Below are 17,168 nucleotides of genomic sequence, written 5' to 3' on the forward strand. Positions count from 1 at the left end.
CATCGAACGATCGCGATCACCACAGAAATGGAAACGATCGGAGTGGATCGTTTCCATTAAGGTGTCCATCTTGTCCATGTCGTCCAACATCAGCGCCGGATCGGCTGGCGCTCGCTGAGCAGATTGCGGATCGTCGTCGCCGCGACCCCGGCCTCGCCCATCGCATGGCTGATCTGATCGAGCCCTTTCACGACGTCGCCGGCGGCGAACAGGCCGGGAATGGTGGTGCGCTGGTGATCGTCGACCTCCAGACAGCCCTCGTCGGTGGCACGGGCACCGGCCGCGACCGCGAGCCGCGACCGGATGCGCGATCCCAGCGCCGGATAGACGCTGTCGAACGCCATCCGCCCACGCGCGGTGTCGACCGCCAATTGTTCGCCCTCGATCGCCCAGCCGCCGCACGGCCCCTGGACGCGGGCGATGCCGGCCTCGTCCAGCTTCGCCGCGCAGGCGTCGTCGAGCAGATGCTCCGCCTCGGGCGAGATCAGCGTGACGTCGCGCGTATAGCCGCGCAGGAACAGCGCCTCGCGCATGCCGTGGTCGCCGGTGCCGATCACGCCGACACGCCTGTCGGTGACCTCATAGCCGTCGCAAATCGGGCAATAGCGGAACAGGCCGCGTTCCAGCGCCGGATCGTGCACCGCCGGCGGGATGTTCGGGCGATGGTTGACCACTCCCGTCGCCAGCAGCACCGTCCGCGCGTGATAGCGCCCGTGATCGGTGACCACGGCGAACGTCTCGCCGTCGGGCTCGATCGCGGTGACCTTCTTCTCCTCACGCCGCGCGCCATATTTCTCCGCCTGCGCGAGCATCAGGCCGAGCAGATCCTTGCCGGCGATACCCTCGGGATAGCCGGCATGATTGTGCGTACACGGGATCATCGCCGCCCGGCTCGATCCGCTGTCGAACAGCCGGATCGAAAGATGGAAGCGTGCCAGATAGATGGCGGCGGTCAGGCCGGCCGGGCCGGCGCCGATGATGATGCAATCGTCCATAGCCACCCCGGACGCGCGACCAATGGCGCGGTTCCCTTGTCGTTACGACGCCATTCCTGTATATACAGGGAGGTATACACAGGAACGTATCATGGCGGAACCACATACCGAAGCTGACGATCGGGCCCAGGCGATCGATCGCGCTTATGGTGCGGTGCCTTGGCTCAAAGTGCGCGAACGCAAGCGGATATCGGTCAAGATCTTCAAATCTGGTAATTCGATGGCGCTGCGGCTGCCAGCGATCCTCGGGTTGCAGGCCGGCACGGAGATTGAACTGGAAATAGAGGATGACGCCCACGTATCGTTCGACCTGCCCGATCGGCCAAAGCGTAAGATCGACGTCGCCAAATTCTGGGGTACGGCTCCCGACCTGATGCCGATTTCCGACGAGGATCGCCTGTTCGACGAACGCGACAATGACGTCTGATGAGATATTTGCTCGACTCGAACGTCATCATCCTCGCGCTGTCGGGTGCCAGCGAGCCACTGTTGCGCCGGCTGGCGGCCTGCGACGAAGGGGATGTTGTGACATCCGCGATCACCTTGGCCGAAATTCTCTTAGGTACGCAAAACGGCAAAGCGCCGCCGCTGGAGCAGTTGCAAGCGTTCGTGTCCGAGGTTCGCGTATTGGACTTCGACTATAAAGCGGCCTTGGCCTACGCCGGCCTGCCATTCCGGCGCGGAGGCTTCGATCGCCTCATCGCAGCGCACGCGCTGTCGCATCGGCTTACCGTTGTGACCGGCAACACCCGTCACTTCGCCGATATCCCCGGCCTGCGCGTGGAAAACTGGACCCGATGACCTTCACCGCGACGATCCTGACGCTGTACCCGGAGATGTTCCCCGGTCCGCTCGGCGTGTCGCTCGCGGGCCGAGCGTTGCGGGAAGGGGGGTGGCGCTGCGAGCCGGTCCAGATCCGCGACTTCGCCACCGACAAACATCGCTCGGTCGATGATACGCCCGCGGGTGGCGGCGCGGGGATGGTGCTGCGCGCCGACGTGCTCGCCGCCGCGGTCGACAGCGTCGCCGACGATCGCCCGATCCTCGCGATGACGCCGCGCGGCCGGCCGCTGTCGCAGGCGCGCGTGCGTGAGATTGCCGCCGGCCCGGGCGTCGTCGTGCTTTGCGGCCGGTTCGAGGGGTTCGACGAGCGCATCTTCGAGGGCCGCGAGATCGAGGAGGTGTCGATCGGCGACTATATCCTGTCGGGCGGCGAAATGGGGGCGCTGGTGCTGCTCGATGCTTGCATTCGCCTGCTCCCCGGCGTAATGGGCGCGGCTTCAAGCGGTGTGGACGAGAGCTTCGAAACGGGGCTGCTCGAATATCCGCAATATACCCGACCATTCGATTGGGAAGGGCGCACGATCCCCGAAGTGCTGCGATCGGGGGATCATGCGAGGATCGCGGCCTGGCGCAAGTCGAAGGCCGAGACCGATACACGGCTACGGAGGCCGGACCTGTGGGAGCGCCATGAGGGTGCTCGGGTCCAGCCTCCCTCTGGCGCGCGGCGAACGAAGGACTGAAGACATGAACCTCATTCAGCAGCTCGAAGCCGAGCAGATCGAAAAGCTGACCGCGAAGCGCGCGATCCCCGAATTCCGTCCCGGCGATACGCTGAAGGTCGGCGTGAAGGTGGTCGAAGGCGAGCGCACCCGCGTCCAGAATTACGAAGGCGTGTGCATCGCGCGGTCGAACAAGGGCATGGGCTCGTCGTTCACCGTGCGCAAGATCAGCTTCGGCGAGGGCGTCGAGCGCGTCTTCCCGCTGTATTCGCCGAACATCGATTCGATCGACGTCGTCCGCAAGGGCGCCGTGCGTCGTGCGAAGCTCTATTATCTGCGTGGCCGCACCGGCAAGTCGGCGCGTATCGCCGAGCGTCGTGACACGCGTCCCGCCAAGGGCAGCGTCGCCGCGGAGTAATCCGCCGCTACCGGTGACAGATAGGGCGCGGGAGGCTTCCTCCTGCGCCCTTTTTGCGTCAGCCGTTGGCGGTGGTCTGCGGCCGCAGCATCGCCTTGATCGGGGCGATCGCACGGCGCTTGGCAAGCAGCAGCCAGCGCACCGGCGCCATCGCATGGACCGGCTGCGCAGACAGCGCCAGCACCACCAGCACCGCGCCGATCGACGCGCCGGTCAGCAGGTGGACCCAGCGTTCGCCGGTCAGCGGCGCGCCGCAATGGAGCAGCGCGATCGCGAGCAACGCCGATGCGACGATACGGAGCAGGCGGACGTCGCCGCGCCCGTTCGTCCCGGCCTCCCGCCGGAAGCGGAACGAGGCGCCGGCGAACAGCAGCCAGGCGGTGGCGGAGAGCAGGATGGTCTCAGGCATGGATCGTCTCGGCTTGGCGGGTGCGGCGGGGGACCTGACGCGGCGGCTTGCCGGCGCGCCAGCTCGCGACGCCGAGCAGCAGCGCAATGGCGAGCATCGCGAGGTCGAAGGCGGCGAACAGCGAGTCGCCGGCGAGCAGCGAGCCGGGCAGGCCGCGGCCGGTGGTGATCGCGTCGGCAATTGGGATCGCGAGGAAGACCAGTGCCCCAAGAGCGAAGCCCTCGGGCCAGGCGCGGCGGGCGGGGCGGGCGAACTGGCCGACCGCCACCGCGGCCCAGGTCCAGAACATCGCCTTGACCTCCCAATCGGCGCGCGCGGCCATATCGGCTGGAATCAAGCGGTTGGCGAGCAGGAACGCGGCCATGCCGATCGGGAGACCGACGATCGTGGCGATGTTGAGCCGCTCGACCAGCTTCAGGCCGAAGAACGGCCTGGCGTTCGGTCGGCGCCGCGCCGCGGTCCACAGCAACAGCCCGGTGCCGACCATTGCCGCGCCGGTCAGGCCGAGCCCGAACAGCGTCCAGCGCAGCGCGGGTCCAGCGAATTGCGCGACGTGCAACCCGAGCATCACCCCGGCGGTGGCGAGCGCCGGCCCGGGATCGCCGGCCTGTGCGATCAACTCGCCCGTGCTGCCCGCATAGGTCAGCGAGGGGCCGCGGGCGTTGAGCGAGGCGCGGGGCGTTCGATAGACGGTGACGGTGGCGGCGGCATCATTGGGGTTGCTGACGACGATCCGTGCTGCCGGCGCGCCCCAGCGGCGCTCGGCATCGGCGACGAGCGGCGCGACGGCGACCAGCGGCGCGGCGCGCCTGGTGGCGGGCTGTTCCGCCGGTATGCCGTAAGCGGCGTTGTAGAAGTCTTCGGGCTTGGCATAATTGGCGGTGACCGGCCATGGCATGTACATCGCGATCAGCGTGATGATGCCGGTATAGGTGATGACCGCATGATAGGGCAGGGCCAGCACGGCGGAGACGTTGTGCGCGTCGAGCCAGCTGCGCTGCCCCTTGTTCCAGCGCAGGGTGAAGAAGTCCGCGAAGATGCGCTTGTGCGTCACCACGCCCGAGATGATCGCGCCGAGCATGAACAGCCCGCACAGGCCGGCGAGGAAGCGCCCCCAGGGGTAAGGCAATTGCAGCTGGAAGTGGAAGCGGTAGAAATGCTCGCCGCCGCGGGTGTCGCGCCCCTCAACGGGCCGGCCGGTGGCGCCGTCGAGCACCAGTTCCTCGCGGCGACGCGGCTTGGCGACCGCTTTGGCGTTGGGCTGGGCGTAGACGCGGGTGACGACGTCGCGCTCGTTGGGCAGCAGGATGTACCAAGCCGCATCGTCGGCGCCGACGGTTTGCAGATAGGCGACCGCGCTGCGTGCGGCGGTGGCGGCCGGGACCGGGGCCGCCGCGATCTCGGGCTGCATCCAGCGGGTGATCTCCGGGCGGAAATAGCTCGCGGTGCCGGTCAGGAACATCGCGAACAGGATCCAGCCGGCGACGAGCCCGAGCCAGCCGTGGATCCACGCCATATTCTGTCGCAGATTGCCGTTCACGGCCGCAACCCCAGCAGCCAGACCAGCGCGCCGCCGCCGATCGCCAGACCCCATGTCCAGGCGGCGACCCGGCCGAGTCGGGGTTCGTGGAAGCACCACAGGCCGATGAGCGCGTAGAGCAGGACGGAGAGGATCATGCCGAGCGCGGTCGCCTCGGCCCGGTCGATCGGCAGCAGCCGGGCGAGGAGCGTGGCGAGCGCCGCGGCGGCGCCGTAACCGCCGACCAATGCGGTGAAGCAGCGCGCGACCATCGACCAGCGGGCCGTCGCGGCCGGCGTCGGGGTCGGGCAGGGCGGGCTCGCCTGCATCAGCATCGGGGGGTCGTCGGAGCGGCCATGGCGGCTTCTATAGACGGTCTTGCGAACGCCTATCAATAGCGAAGTTGCGGCATCCGAGATTGTGGCCGAATTGCGGCAACGTGGACAAGATGGACACCTTAATGGAAACGATGCACTCCTATCGTTTTCGTTTTGAAGTGTAAGTCGGGCAACGGCTGGATCGCCCTTATTCGGGAACACGATGCTGCGGCGATGGGAAAGAGCGGGTTAATGGTAGCAAGGCGGCGTCCTGTAGGACAGCGCATTTCCTTCTCCGGATACCGCAGCCGCCGCGTCAGACATCCCGATGAAAAGATACCGTTCCAAGATGTGGATCGGTGACCGTCATGCGCGGCGGAGCGAGGGCGGGGCGAGACTGAGCAGACCCAGTATCGCCAGCGCGACTCCGACCCAGAGCGGCGCGGTGAGGCCATAACCCCGATCGATCGCCGCGCCGCCCGCCCAGGTGCCGAGCGCCAGCCCCGCGGTGATGACCGACGTGTGCAGGCTGTTGACCAGCGGCCCCGGATGCGCGGCGCGCATCACCCGCGCGACCATCGCCGGATTTAGCGCCACGCCGACGAGGCCGATGACGAGGAACGCCGCGATCGCCGCCGCCGGCACCGTGGCGCACAGCGCCAACACCGCCAGCGCCGCGGCCAGCGTGGCGAGCCCGGACGCCAGTATGAGGATGGTGAAGCGATCGGCGAACCGTCCGATGACGATATTGCCGAGGATGTTGGCCACGCCATAGCCGGCAAGCAGCAACGGGATCGAGCGGGACGACAGTCCGGTCACGGTGGTGAAGATCGGCGCGACATAACTGAATGCCGCGAAGGTCGCGCCGATGACGAGCCCGCTCGTCGCATAGACCGCCCACAGTCGCACGGACAGCAATGCGGCGGCGCTTCGTCCCAGATCGATATCCGCGTCGGGGGGCGAGGCGGGCAGGCCGGTGGCGATCAACGCAATGCAGACGAGCGTGACCGCCACGATCGTCCAGAACGCGGCCTGCCACCCCGCCGCCCCTGCGATCAGCGCAAGCGTCGGCACGCCCGCCACCGGAGAGAGCATCAGCCCCGCCAGCACATAGGACGCTGCGCGGCCGCGCAGATCGGGGGCGACCAGTTCGGCGCAGATCGTCAGGGCGACCCCGAAATATCCGGCGCTCGCCACACCCTGGATGACCCGGCCGATCGCCATCGCCGGATAGCCCAGCGCGGTCGCCGCGATCAGGCTGCCGCCGAGAAACAAGGCCAGCAGCCATATCAGCCCGCGTCGGTGCGGTACCTTGAGGTGGAGGAGCAGTGCGGTGACCAACGGTCCGCCGACCGCCATGCCGAGCGCGTAGAGCGAGATGAGATAACCGATCGATCCGATCGAAACGTCGAACGCCCGCGCGAGCATCGGCAGCATCCCCGCGACCATGAATTCCGAGCTGGTGATCGCAAAGGTCGTCATCGCCAGCAGCCACACCGCAGGTGGAATCGCGCGCGATGAGGCGGGCGAGGGGGCGGCGACAGCGATGGTCGACATGGTCCCGGTCATGACAAGACACCTATTTCTGTATCGAAATTTATAGAAAAGCTATGGCGCTTGCCGCAAGGCGTCAAGAGATTATATAAATTGCACTACAGAAAGGATTTGTATGGCGACGAGGGGACGCCCGCGCAGTTTCGACCGGGACATCGCGCTACGCCGCGTGATGGAGGTGTTCTGGGCGAAGGGATATGACGGTGCGCAGCTGAACGACCTGACCGCCGCGATCGGGGTGACGCCGCCGAGCTTCTACGCCGCATTCGGATCGAAGGAGGCGGCATTCCGCGAAGCGGTCGATCTGTATATCGCCACGATCGGGTCGGGGCCGATGATCGCGCTCGCGGCGCCTACCGTGCATGCCGCGATTGCCGGCGTGCTCGCCGAAAGCATCGATGTCGCGTTGTCCAACGGGGCGGCGGGGTGCCTGCTGATCCTCGGCGTGGTTCATGGCCAGCCCGGCGTATCCGGCGCCTGCGACTATCTGCGGGTCGCCCGGCGGCGGACGGTGGCGTTGCTGCAGGCGCGGTTGATGCGCGGGATCGATGAGGGCGAACTCGCGCCGGATAGCGATCCGGCGCAACTCGCCGCTTTCTATCATGGGATCATGCAGGCGATCTCGTTCCAGGCGCGGGACGGTGCATCGCGCGGCGAACTGGAGGGGCTGGTGGCGCCCGCGCTGGCGGCGCTCCGGCCGGCCTAGCGTCGGTTGTGTCGGATGGTGGCGCGGTCCCGGCCTCGGCCGCGTCAGTCGATCCAAATGGAAGGGGCCGCCGGATCGTCTCCGGCGGCCCCTTCGCAATCGCAATCGTCGGCGGCGTTACTGGTCTAGGAAGCTGCGCATCTTGCGGCTGCGGCTCGGGTGCTTGAGCTTGCGCAGCGCCTTCGCCTCGATCTGGCGGATGCGTTCGCGCGTCACGCTGAACTGCTGGCCGACTTCCTCGAGCGTATGGTCGGTGTTCATGCCGATGCCGAAGCGCATGCGCAGCACGCGCTCCTCGCGCGGCGTCAGGCTGGCGAGGACGCGGGTGACCGTCTCCTTGAGATTCGCCTGGATCGCCGCATCGACCGGGATCACCGCATTCTTGTCCTCGATGAAATCGCCGAGGTGCGAATCCTCCTCGTCGCCGATCGGCGTTTCGAGGCTGATCGGCTCCTTGGCGATCTTCATCACCTTGCGCACCTTCTCGAGCGGCATCGACAGCCGTTCGGCCATCTCCTCCGGCGTCGGCTCGCGGCCCTGCTCGTGGAGGAACTGGCGGCTGGTGCGGACCAGCTTGTTGATCGTCTCGATCATATGCACCGGGATGCGGATCGTCCGCGCCTGGTCGGCGATCGAACGGGTGATCGCCTGCCGGATCCACCAGGTCGCATAGGTGCTGAACTTGTAACCGCGGCGATATTCGAACTTATCGACCGCCTTCATCAGGCCGATATTGCCCTCCTGGATGAGATCCAGGAATTGCAGCCCGCGGTTGGTGTATTTCTTGGCGATCGAGATGACGAGGCGCAGATTGGCCTCGACCATTTCCTTCTTGGCGATGCGCGCCTCGCGCTCCGCCTTCTGCACCATGTTGACGATGCGGCGGAATTCGGTGAGCGCCATGCCGGTCTGCTGCGAGATCTCGCTGATCTCGCCGCGGATGCGGTCGACCGCATCGGCCTCGTTGGTGGCGAAGGCGGTCCACTTCTTGTCGAGCTTGCCGACCGATTGCAGCCACGTGTCGTCCATCTCGTGGCCGACATAGCGGTCGAGGAAGTCCTTGCGGCTGACCTTGTGGCGCTCGGCGAGGCGCAGCATCTGGCCGCCCAGCGCGGTCAGGCGCCGGTTGAAGGCATAGAGCTGATCGACGAGATATTCGATCTTGGCATTATGGAACTGGACGCTCTCGACCTCGGCGGTGAGGTCCTCGCGCAGCTTCTGATATTTGCGCTCGTCCGCGGCGGACAGCTCGCCACCGGCCTGCATCGCGTCGAGGCGCGCCTGCTGGATCTTGCTGAACTTCTTGTAGAGCGCGGTGATGTTGGCGAACCGCTCGAGCGCCTGCGGCTTGAGCGTCTCCTCCATCTGCGCGAGGCTGAGCGTATTGTCCTCGTCCTCGTCGTCCGACGGACGGGGCACGCGGCCCTCGCCGGATTCGTCGTCCTCGTCGGCCGACGGCTCCTCGGGCTCTTCCTCTTCCTTGAAGCTGGCGCCGGCGGTCTTCTCGCTGATCTCGCCCGACTCGTCGTCCTCGGCGCCCTCGACCTGCTCGGCCGACGGACCCTTGGACAGCATCGCGTCGAGATCGAGGATCTCGCGCAGCTGCATCGTGCCCTCGTTGAGCGCGGTCGACCAGTCGATGATCGCGTTGAAGGTGATCGGCGATTCACACAGGCCGAGGATCATCGTGTCGCGACCCGCCTCGATCCGCTTGGCGATGGCAATCTCGCCCTCGCGGCTGAGCAGCTCGACCGCGCCCATCTCGCGCAGGTACATGCGGACCGGATCGTCGGTACGATCGACGGTCTCCTTCTTCTTGGTCTCGAGCGCGGGCGCGGCGGAGCCGTCGCCGTCGGCCTCGACGGGCTCGGCCTCGTCGTCCTCGGCCTGCTCCTTCTCGTCGCCGTCCTCGCCGGCTTCCTCGTTCTCGACGATGTTGACGCCCATCTCGTTCAGCGCGGACATGATGTCCTCGAGCTGGTCGGACGACATCTGATCCTGGGGCAGCGCCTCGTTGAGCTGGTCGTAGGTGATGTATCCGCGCTTCTTGGCGCGGGCGACCAGCTTCTTGATATCGGCGTCATTGAGGTCGATCAGCGGCGCGTCGGTCACGTCCGCACCCTCATCGCCACCGTTACCGTTAACCTTCGCCATCAATTACCCTCGGATCCAAACGATCGGGCGTCTTCGTTCGACTGCACCAGATTTGCAAGTCGAAGCTCCAAGCCCTGTTTCTCTTTCACCAACGCCACTTGTCGTTCGAACGCCTCGGCGGTGAAGTGCGCCTGCATCGAGGCGGTCGCTTCACCGAGTGCCATGTCGACTTCCGGGCGCGCCACCATGATGGCGATCGCTTCGTCGAGGTCGGCACGGGCGCGGGCGGGATCGCCGCCGCTTTGCGTGAACGAATAGGGCATCGTATCGGCTCTCAACAAATCGCTTGCGATCGCATCAAAACCGGATTTCGCCAATATGGTGCGCAGGCGCGCGCTATCAAGCGCCTGGTCCTCCAGCGCGACGTCGACCACCGCCTCGAACAGCCGGCCGAGCGCGCCGCCGATCAGCTTGAGGCTGCCGAGCACCTCCATGTGCCGAGCGATCTCGACCGGGTGGCGGATCAGCCCGGCGAGGATCGCCTTGGCGATGACCGGATCGATGCCGGCGGCGTGGAACGCCTTCACGTCGTCGGTCGGCGGCGCGATCGGCTGTTTCCACTGGCCGTCGGGGCCGCGCTTGCCCTGCGCGCGCGGGGCGGCGGGGGTGAAGGCGCGGCGCTTGGGCGCGAAATGCTCGTAGAAGCGGTTCTTGAACTCGTTCTCATATTCCTTGCGCACCGACGGGTCGGCGATCGTCGCGGCGAGCTCGTGCAGCCGCTGCTTGAGCCCGGCGCGCTGTTCGGGCGTGTCGAGCGGGCCGGCGGCGACCTCGCTCTGCCATAAGCGCTCCACCAAGGGCTGCGGCTGCTGGAGCAGCGCCTCCATCGCCTGACGGCCGCCGGCGCGGACGAGGTCGTCGGGGTCTTGGCCCTCGGGCAAAGTGACGAAGGCGAGGCTGCGGCCGTTGCCGAGCATCGGCATCGCGCGATGCGCGGCGCGCAAGGCCGCTTTCTGCCCGGCGCTGTCGCCGTCGAGGCAAAGGATCGGCACGTCGCTGATCCGCCAGAGCCGTTCGAGTTGCGCCTCGGTGAGCGCGGTGCCGAGCGGGGCGACGGCGTCGCTTATCCCCGCCTGCGCCAGCGCGATCACGTCCATATAGCCCTCGACGACGAGGATGCGCGCCGACTTGCGCGCGGCGGGGGCGGCGCGGTCGAGATTGTAGAGCGTGCGGCCCTTGTCGAAGAGCGGCGTATCAGGGGAATTGAGGTACTTGGGTTCGCCCTCGCCGATGACGCGGCCGCCGAAGGCGATCGTCCGCCCGCGCGCGTCGCGGATCGGGATCATCAGCCGGCCGCGGAACCGGTCATAGGGCTCCTTGCCGTCGACCTGGATCAGCAGGCCGCATTCGACCAGCGCGGGGTCGCCATAGTCCTTGAGCGCGGTCTTGAGCTTGCCGCGGCTGTCGGGGGAGAAGCCCATGCCGAAGGCGCGGGCGGTTTCGGGTGTGATGCCGCGTTTGGCGAGCACGGCGCGCGCCTCGGCGCCGCCGATGCCGTTGAGCTGCTCGGTGAACCACGTGGCGGCGTCGGTCATCGCCTCGTGCAGGCCCTTGGCGCGCTCGGCCTTGGCGGCGGACGCGCGGTCCTGCGCGGGCATCTCCATCCCGGCGGCCTGCGCGAGCTCCTTGACCGCGTCGATGAACGGCAGGCCGCGCTGGTCGGTCATCCACTTGATCGCGTCGCCGTGCGCGGAACAGCCGAAGCAGTGATAGAAGCCCTTGTCGTCGTTGACGTAGAAGGACGGGGTCTTCTCGTTATGGAAGGGGCAGCAGCCGCGCATCTCGCGGCCGGCCTTTTGCAGCTTGGTCGTCTTGCCGACCAAAGCGGACAACGACGTGCGGGCACGCAGTTCGTCCAGAAAGGCAGGGGAGAGACTCATGCCGTGATTTTACCATGCGCGCTGCGGCGGCTTTCGGCAAGTCGGTTTGGGGGTGTTTCGCGCGAAGACGCGAAGGCGCGAAGAGAAGAAGAAGGTTGGTTCGCGCAGAGGCGTGGAGGTGTCGCTTATGGGGAGGAGGCGTGATCGCCTCACGAGAGAAAGCTGCCGCTGCCCGGTTCGTCATCCCGACGAACGTCGGGACCCATTGACGCGCTGGTGGAACGGTGGCGCGCAACCTCGGGCCTCACCGCAACCGTGGGCCCCGGCGTTCGCCGGGGTAACGAATGAGTGGGAGGTGTCGCGTACTACAGGCGCGACACCTCTGCGCCTCTGCGCCTCTGCGCGAACCAACCCTTCTTCCCTCCGCGCCTCCGCGTGACCCGATCTTCGCCGCGGCTTCGCGTGATGCTTAGGACAGCGCCGCCTTCACCAAGCCGCTCGCCTTGCTCATGTCGAGGCTGGCGGCATGGCGCGCCTTCAGTTCGGCCATCACCCGGCCCATGTCCTTCATGCCCGTAGCGCCGAGCTCCTCCTTGATCGCGAGGATCGCGGCAGTGGTGTCCGCCTCGCTCATCTGTGCCGGGAGGAAGCGTTCGATCACCGCGACCTCGGCCTTTTCCGCATCGGCGAGTTCCTGGCGGCCGCCGGTCTCGTACATCGCGATCGATTCGCGGCGCTGCTTGACCATCTTCTGCAACACCTCGACCACCACCGCATCGTCGTCGGGCGTGTTGCCGCTGGTCCGCAGCTCGATGTCGCGGTTCTTGATGGCGGCCTGTATCAGGCTGATCGCATTGCGCGATTCCTTGTCGCCGGCCTTCATGGCGGTGACCTGGGCGGCCTTGATGTCGTCGCGAATCATGGGGAAGCTCTCGAAGAAACACTGGAAGCGGCCGAGCCTAGCGGAGGAACGGCCGCCCGTGAACCGGTTGACCTGAGGGGGGCAGGGGTCTAGCGGGCGCCACTTAGCGACATAGACGAAATCTGTAGGAGTGCCCGCCAAGCCATGGCCGACGCCAAGCCCATTGCCATGCCTGCGAAGCCTGACGGCGCGACGGGTGTTCTGGTCCTCGCCAACGGTGATGTGGCCTGGGGTCGCGGTTTCGGGGCGGAAGGCGCCGCGGTCGGCGAGGTGTGCTTCCACACCGCGATGACCGGCTATCAGGAGATCATGACCGACCCTAGCTTCGCCGGGCAGATCATCACCTTCACCTTCCCGCACATCGGCAACGTCGGCGCCAACCCCGACGATATCGAGGCGGACGCGCCGCACGCGCTCGGCATGATCGTCCGCGAGGACGTGACCGCGCCGTCGAACTTCCGCAGCGTCGAGCGGCTCGACGGCTGGATGCAGCGCCATGCACGGATCGGCCTCGCCGGGATCGACACGCGCGCGCTGACCCGCCGCATCCGCGCGGGTGGCGCGCCCAACGGCGTCGTCGCGCATTCGGCGAGCGGCGAGTTCGACCTCGACGCGCTGCTGGCGATGGCACAGGGCTGGCCCGGGCTGGAGGGGATGGACCTCGCCAAGGACGTCTCCACCGCGACGCATTATGCGTGGGGCGAGGGCCGCGAGGGCGGGCCGTGGCGGCTCGGCTTCGGTTACGCCGGTGCCGACGAGGGCGAGCGCCCGCATGTCGTTGCGATCGATTACGGCAGCAAGCACAATATCTTCCGCAATCTGGTCCATGCCGGCGCGAAGGTCACGGTGCTGCCCGCCGCGGCGACGTTCGACGAGGTGATGGCGCTCGGCCCCGACGGCATCTTCCTGTCCAACGGTCCCGGCGATCCCGCGGCGACCGGGGACTATGCGGTGCCGGTGATCCGGCAGTTGCTCGACACCGGCAAGCCGCTGTTCGGCATCTGTCTGGGGCATCAGTTGCTCGGCCTCGCTGTCGGCGCGACGACGACCAAGATGTTCCAGGGCCATCGCGGCGCCAACCATCCGGTCAAGCGCCTGTCCGACGGCGCGGTCGAGATCACCAGCATGAACCACGGCTTCGCGGTCGAACGGGACTCGCTGCCCGCCAACGTCCGCGAGACGCACGTGTCGCTATTCGACGGCTCGAACGCAGGGCTGGAGCTGACCGATCGACCGGCATTCTCGGTGCAATATCACCCGGAGGCGTCGCCGGGGCCGCAGGACAGCCTGTACCTCTTCGAGCGGTTCGTGGGGTCGCTGCGGTGAGCAGTCGCTGGCTTTACAAGACCGCGACACTGCAAGCCGGCTTGCTGCGCTACACGTGGAAGGGTGAATCCGCCGAGATCACGGTGGATCAAGCTCTCCTAAATTTTGGCATGGACGGTTGGGAACTGGTGAGCACCCCGAGCTACGAAGCCGGGGGTACGACCAGCGAGATCATGTTCATCTTTAAGAAGCCCGCATAATATGCCCAAACGCACCGACATCTCCTCCATCCTCGTGATCGGCGCGGGGCCGATCGTCATCGGGCAGGCGTGCGAGTTCGATTATTCGGGCACGCAGGCGATCAAGGCGCTCAAGGAAGAGGGCTATCGCATCGTCCTGGTCAATTCGAACCCGGCGACGATCATGACCGATCCCGAACTGGCCGACGCCACCTATGTCGAGCCGATCACCCCCGCGGTGGTCGCCAAGATCATCGAGAAGGAGCGGCCCGACGCGGTCCTGCCGACGATGGGCGGGCAGACCGCGCTCAACACCGCGCTGGCGCTGTTCCACGACGGCACGCTCGAGAAGTTCGGCGTGCAGATGATCGGTGCCGACGCCGAGGCGATCGACAAGGCCGAGGACCGGCTCAAGTTCAAGGACGCGATGACCAAGATCGGGCTGGAAAGCGCCCGCTCGGCGATCGCGCATACCGTCGAGGAGGCACTCGCCGGCCTCGAGATCACCGGCCTGCCGGCGATCATCCGGCCGAGCTTCACGATGGGCGGGTCGGGCGGCGGCATCGTCTACAACCGCTCGGAGTTCGTCGACATGGTCCGCAAGGGCCTCGACGCGTCGCCGACCACCGAGGTGCTGATCGAGGAATCGCTGCTCGGCTGGAAGGAATATGAGATGGAGGTGGTGCGCGATCGCAACGACAACGCCATCATCATCTGCTCGATCGAGAATGTCGATCCGATGGGCGTCCACACCGGCGATTCGATCACCGTCGCGCCGGCGCTGACGCTGACCGACAAGGAATATCAGATCATGCGCAATGCATCGATCGCGGTACTCCGGGAGATCGGCGTCGAGACCGGCGGCTCCAACGTCCAGTTCGCGGTCAACCCCAAGGATGGCCGCCTCGTCGTCATCGAGATGAACCCGCGCGTGTCGCGGTCTTCGGCGCTCGCGTCCAAGGCGACCGGTTTTCCGATCGCCAAGGTCGCCGCCAAGCTGGCGGTCGGCTATACGCTCGACGAGATCGAGAACGACATCACCGGCGCGACGCCGGCATCGTTCGAGCCGACGATCGACTATGTCGTCACCAAGATCCCGCGCTTCGCCTTCGAGAAGTTCAAGGGTGCCGAATCGGTGCTCGGCACCGCGATGAAGTCGGTCGGCGAGGTCATGGCGATCGGCCGCAACATCCACGAATCGATGCAGAAGGCACTGCGCGGGCTGGAAACCGGCCTGTCGGGCTTCAACGCGGTCGAGCGGCTGGTCGGCGCGCCGCGCGCGGAGATCGAGGCGGCACTCGCGGTGGCGACGCCGGACCGGCTGCTGGTCGCCGCGCAGGCGCTGCGCGAGGGCTTCACGGTCGCCGAAATCCATGCGATCGCCAAGTTCGATCCATGGTTCCTCGAACGGCTCGCCGAGATCGTCGCCGCCGAGGAGGAGGTCAGCACCAACGGCCTGCCGATCGAGGCCGCCGGCATGCGCCGGCTCAAGGCGATGGGGTTCAGCGACAAACGGCTCGCCTATCTGGCGCTGCAATCGGCCAATCTGCGTGGCAATGCGCGCGGCATCGCGCGCGGCTCGGGGCTGATCCACGATGCGGTGGTGGCGATGACCGGCGGCGTCACCGAGGACGAGGTGCGCAGCCTGCGCCACCGGCTCGGCGTGCGTCCGGTGTTCAAGCGGATCGACACTTGCGCGGCGGAGTTCGACGCCAAGACGCCCTATATGTATTCGACCTATGAAGCGCCGAGCTTCGGCGAGCCCGAGGACGAGAGCATGCCGTCGGATCGCCGCAAGGTGGTGATTCTCGGCGGCGGGCCGAACCGGATCGGGCAGGGCATCGAGTTCGACTATTGCTGCTGCCACGCCTGCTTCGCGCTCGCCGATGCGGGCTATGAGACGATCATGATCAACTGCAATCCGGAGACGGTGAGCACCGATTACGACACGTCCGACCGCTTGTATTTCGAACCGCTGACCGCCGAGGACGTGCTGGAGATCCTGCACGTCGAGCAGAGCCGCGGCGAATTGGTCGGCGTGATCGTCCAGTTCGGCGGGCAGACGCCGCTCAACCTCGCGCGCGCGCTGGAGAAGGCGGGGATCCCGATCCTCGGCACCAGCCCGGATGCGATCGACCTCGCCGAGGACCGCGAGCGGTTCGCGGCGCTGGTCAACAAGCTGCGCCTCAAGCAGCCGGCGAATGGCCTCGCGCGCAGCCGCGACGAGGCGGTCGCGGCGGCGGAGCGGATCGGTTACCCGGTGCTGATGCGGCCGAGCTACGTGCTCGGCGGGCGCGCGATGGAGATCGTCGATTCGCTCCAGCAGCTCGACGATTACATCCAGACCGCGGTGCAGGTGTCGGGCGAGAGCCCGGTGCTGATCGACCAGTATCTGCGCGACGCGATCGAGGTCGACGTCGACGCGATCTGCGACGGCGAGGATGTCGTCGTCGCCGGCCTGTTGCAGCATATCGAGGAGGCGGGCGTCCATTCGGGCGACAGCGCCTGTTCGATCCCTCCTTATTCGCTGACCCCCGAGACGATCGCCGAGATCGAGCGGCAGACGGTGGCGCTGGCGCATGCGCTGTCGGTCAAGGGGCTGATGAACATCCAGTTCGCGGTGAAGGACGGCGAGGTCTATCTGATCGAGGTCAACCCGCGCGCGTCGCGCACCGTGCCGTTCGTCGCCAAGGCGATCGGCGTGCCGATCGCCAAGATCGCCAGCCGGGTGATGGCGGGCGAGATGCTCAGGGACTTGCCGCCGATCGACCGCCACATCGATTATTATGCGGTCAAGGAAGCGGTGTTCCCGTTCAACCGCTTCCCCGGCATTGACCCGGTGCTGTCGCCCGAGATGAAGAGCACCGGCGAGGTGATGGGGATCGACCCCGATTTCACCACCGCCTTCGCCAAGTCGCAGCTCGGCGCGGGCACGGTGCTGCCGACCGGCGGCACCGCGTTCGTCAGCGTCAAGAGCGGCGACAAGCCGCATATCGTGCCGGCGGTGAAGTCGTTGCTCGCGCATGGCTTCAAGGTGCTCGCGACCGGCGGCACCGCCGATTACCTCGAAACCGTTGGGCTGACGGTGGAGAAGGTGAACAAGGTTGCGCAGGGGCGGCCGCATATCCTCGACCGGATCATGGACGGCGAGGTGACGCTGATCTTCAACACCACCGAGGGGTGGCAAAGCCTGAAGGATTCGAAGCCGATCCGTCAGGCGGCGCTGGCGCAGAAGATTCCGTATTTTACCACCGCGCCGGCCAGCGTGCAGGCGGCGGCGGCAATCGGGGTCACCTCCCTTGAAGTACGGCCGTTGCAATCCTACTATTCGCAGTCGCACAACTGAT

General features: G+C 66.7%; 16 protein-coding genes. 8 read left to right on the forward strand and 8 right to left on the reverse strand.

Annotated elements, in window-relative coordinates; translation table 11 throughout:
- Positions 1 to 89: 89 nt before the first annotated feature.
- Positions 90 to 995 (reverse strand): NAD(P)/FAD-dependent oxidoreductase, encoded by a 906-nt coding sequence (locus tag FFS23_RS12950; RefSeq protein ID WP_137898925.1) that lies wholly within the window; start codon positions 993 to 995, stop codon positions 90 to 92.
- A gap of 91 nt (positions 996 to 1,086) precedes the next feature.
- Here FFS23_RS12950 and FFS23_RS20505 point away from each other — a divergent pair, with 91 nt between their 5' ends.
- Genes FFS23_RS20505 through rplS form a run of 4 tightly spaced genes read left to right on the forward strand, consistent with a single transcriptional unit; the run spans position 1,087 to position 2,915 of the window.
- Positions 1,087 to 1,422 (forward strand): AbrB/MazE/SpoVT family DNA-binding domain-containing protein, encoded by a 336-nt coding sequence (locus tag FFS23_RS20505; protein WP_249340673.1) that lies wholly within the window; start codon positions 1,087 to 1,089, stop codon positions 1,420 to 1,422.
- Entirely contained in the window at positions 1,422 to 1,796 is a 375-nt protein-coding gene (locus FFS23_RS12960) for a type II toxin-antitoxin system VapC family toxin (protein ID WP_137898926.1), read from the forward strand. Before FFS23_RS20505 ends, FFS23_RS12960 begins: the two co-directional genes overlap by 1 nt.
- The gene (trmD, locus tag FFS23_RS12965) at positions 1,793 to 2,518 is read left to right on the forward strand and encodes a tRNA (guanosine(37)-N1)-methyltransferase TrmD (RefSeq protein ID WP_137898927.1); all 726 of its coding nucleotides are present in this window, start codon (positions 1,793 to 1,795) and stop codon (positions 2,516 to 2,518) included. The genes FFS23_RS12960 and trmD overlap by 4 nt, the downstream gene beginning before the upstream one ends.
- Before the next feature lie 4 nt (positions 2,519 to 2,522).
- Positions 2,523 to 2,915 (forward strand): 50S ribosomal protein L19, encoded by a 393-nt coding sequence (gene rplS / locus FFS23_RS12970; protein WP_038660889.1) that lies wholly within the window; start codon positions 2,523 to 2,525, stop codon positions 2,913 to 2,915.
- Between the two features lie 58 nt (positions 2,916 to 2,973).
- On the opposite strand, the gene FFS23_RS12975 is transcribed toward rplS, so the two are convergent.
- The 4 genes from FFS23_RS12975 to FFS23_RS12990 all read right to left on the reverse strand — a co-directional run bounded on the left by FFS23_RS12975 (position 2,974) and on the right by FFS23_RS12990 (position 6,717).
- Complete coding sequence (locus FFS23_RS12975) at positions 2,974 to 3,324, reverse strand: hypothetical protein (protein WP_137898928.1); 351 nt, start codon at positions 3,322 to 3,324, stop codon at positions 2,974 to 2,976.
- Complete coding sequence (locus FFS23_RS12980) at positions 3,317 to 4,864, reverse strand: PepSY-associated TM helix domain-containing protein (protein ID WP_171009481.1); 1,548 nt, start codon at positions 4,862 to 4,864, stop codon at positions 3,317 to 3,319. The genes FFS23_RS12975 and FFS23_RS12980 overlap by 8 nt, the downstream gene beginning before the upstream one ends.
- The gene (locus tag FFS23_RS12985; protein ID WP_137898930.1) at positions 4,861 to 5,178 is read right to left on the reverse strand and encodes an iron transporter; all 318 of its coding nucleotides are present in this window, start codon (positions 5,176 to 5,178) and stop codon (positions 4,861 to 4,863) included. Before FFS23_RS12985 ends, FFS23_RS12980 begins: the two co-directional genes overlap by 4 nt.
- Before the next feature lie 348 nt (positions 5,179 to 5,526).
- Entirely contained in the window at positions 5,527 to 6,717 is a 1,191-nt protein-coding gene (locus tag FFS23_RS12990; protein WP_171009482.1) for an MFS transporter, read from the reverse strand.
- A gap of 112 nt (positions 6,718 to 6,829) precedes the next feature.
- Between FFS23_RS12990 and FFS23_RS12995 the strand changes: the two genes are divergently transcribed.
- Positions 6,830 to 7,420 carry a TetR/AcrR family transcriptional regulator gene (locus tag FFS23_RS12995; RefSeq protein ID WP_137898932.1) on the forward strand — a complete coding sequence of 197 codons (591 nt, stop codon included), beginning with the start codon at positions 6,830 to 6,832 and terminating at the stop codon, positions 7,418 to 7,420.
- Positions 7,421 to 7,537: 117 nt separating this feature from the next.
- Here FFS23_RS12995 and rpoD read toward each other — a convergent pair whose 3' ends face one another.
- From rpoD to FFS23_RS13010, 3 genes are all read right to left on the reverse strand, one after another.
- A complete protein-coding gene (gene rpoD, locus FFS23_RS13000; RefSeq protein ID WP_137898933.1) occupies positions 7,538 to 9,574 on the reverse strand; it encodes an RNA polymerase sigma factor RpoD in 2,037 nt (678 codons plus the stop codon).
- Complete coding sequence (gene dnaG / locus FFS23_RS13005) at positions 9,574 to 11,454, reverse strand: DNA primase (RefSeq protein WP_137898934.1); 1,881 nt, start codon at positions 11,452 to 11,454, stop codon at positions 9,574 to 9,576. The genes rpoD and dnaG overlap by 1 nt, the downstream gene beginning before the upstream one ends.
- 409 nt (positions 11,455 to 11,863) lie before the next feature.
- Positions 11,864 to 12,316 (reverse strand): GatB/YqeY domain-containing protein, encoded by a 453-nt coding sequence (locus tag FFS23_RS13010; RefSeq protein ID WP_038660877.1) that lies wholly within the window; start codon positions 12,314 to 12,316, stop codon positions 11,864 to 11,866.
- Positions 12,317 to 12,460: 144 nt separating this feature from the next.
- On the opposite strand from FFS23_RS13010, the gene carA reads away from it, so the two are divergent.
- The 3 genes from carA to carB are packed head-to-tail and all read left to right on the forward strand — an operon-like array spanning position 12,461 to position 17,167.
- A complete protein-coding gene (gene carA / locus FFS23_RS13015) occupies positions 12,461 to 13,642 on the forward strand; it encodes a glutamine-hydrolyzing carbamoyl-phosphate synthase small subunit (protein WP_137898935.1) in 1,182 nt (393 codons plus the stop codon).
- A complete protein-coding gene (locus tag FFS23_RS13020) occupies positions 13,639 to 13,842 on the forward strand; it encodes a DUF4177 domain-containing protein (RefSeq protein WP_038660871.1) in 204 nt (67 codons plus the stop codon). Before carA ends, FFS23_RS13020 begins: the two co-directional genes overlap by 4 nt.
- Before the next feature lies 1 nt (position 13,843).
- Entirely contained in the window at positions 13,844 to 17,167 is a 3,324-nt protein-coding gene (gene carB, locus FFS23_RS13025; protein WP_137898936.1) for a carbamoyl-phosphate synthase large subunit, read from the forward strand.
- The last annotated feature ends 1 nt before the right edge of the window (position 17,168 follow it).

Source organism: Sphingomonas sp. 2SG (assembly GCF_005503285.1).
Lineage (GTDB): Bacteria > Pseudomonadota > Alphaproteobacteria > Sphingomonadales > Sphingomonadaceae > Sphingomonas > Sphingomonas taxi.

Bases quoted from the DNA above. Each gene is read 5' to 3' on its own strand.
- FFS23_RS12975 (WP_137898928.1), bottom strand. From the start codon at position 3,324: ATGCCTGAGACCATCCTGCTCTCCGCCACCGCCTGGCTGCTGTTCGCC.
- FFS23_RS12985 (WP_137898930.1), bottom strand. From the start codon at position 5,178: ATGCTGATGCAGGCGAGCCCGCCCTGCCCGACCCCGACGCCGGCCGCG.
- dnaG (WP_137898934.1), bottom strand. From the start codon at position 11,454: ATGAGTCTCTCCCCTGCCTTTCTGGACGAACTGCGTGCCCGCACGTCG.
- FFS23_RS12995 (WP_137898932.1), top strand. From the start codon at position 6,830: ATGGCGACGAGGGGACGCCCGCGCAGTTTCGACCGGGACATCGCGCTA.
- rpoD (WP_137898933.1), bottom strand. From the start codon at position 9,574: ATGGCGAAGGTTAACGGTAACGGTGGCGATGAGGGTGCGGACGTGACC.
- carB (WP_137898936.1), top strand. From the start codon at position 13,844: ATGCCCAAACGCACCGACATCTCCTCCATCCTCGTGATCGGCGCGGGG.
- FFS23_RS12960 (WP_137898926.1), top strand. From the start codon at position 1,422: ATGAGATATTTGCTCGACTCGAACGTCATCATCCTCGCGCTGTCGGGT.
- trmD (WP_137898927.1), top strand. From the start codon at position 1,793: ATGACCTTCACCGCGACGATCCTGACGCTGTACCCGGAGATGTTCCCC.
- FFS23_RS12950 (WP_137898925.1), bottom strand. From the start codon at position 995: ATGGACGATTGCATCATCATCGGCGCCGGCCCGGCCGGCCTGACCGCC.
- rplS (WP_038660889.1), top strand. From the start codon at position 2,523: ATGAACCTCATTCAGCAGCTCGAAGCCGAGCAGATCGAAAAGCTGACC.
- carA (WP_137898935.1), top strand. From the start codon at position 12,461: ATGGCCGACGCCAAGCCCATTGCCATGCCTGCGAAGCCTGACGGCGCG.
- FFS23_RS12990 (WP_171009482.1), bottom strand. From the start codon at position 6,717: ATGTCGACCATCGCTGTCGCCGCCCCCTCGCCCGCCTCATCGCGCGCG.
- FFS23_RS13010 (WP_038660877.1), bottom strand. From the start codon at position 12,316: ATGATTCGCGACGACATCAAGGCCGCCCAGGTCACCGCCATGAAGGCC.
- FFS23_RS20505 (WP_249340673.1), top strand. From the start codon at position 1,087: ATGGCGGAACCACATACCGAAGCTGACGATCGGGCCCAGGCGATCGAT.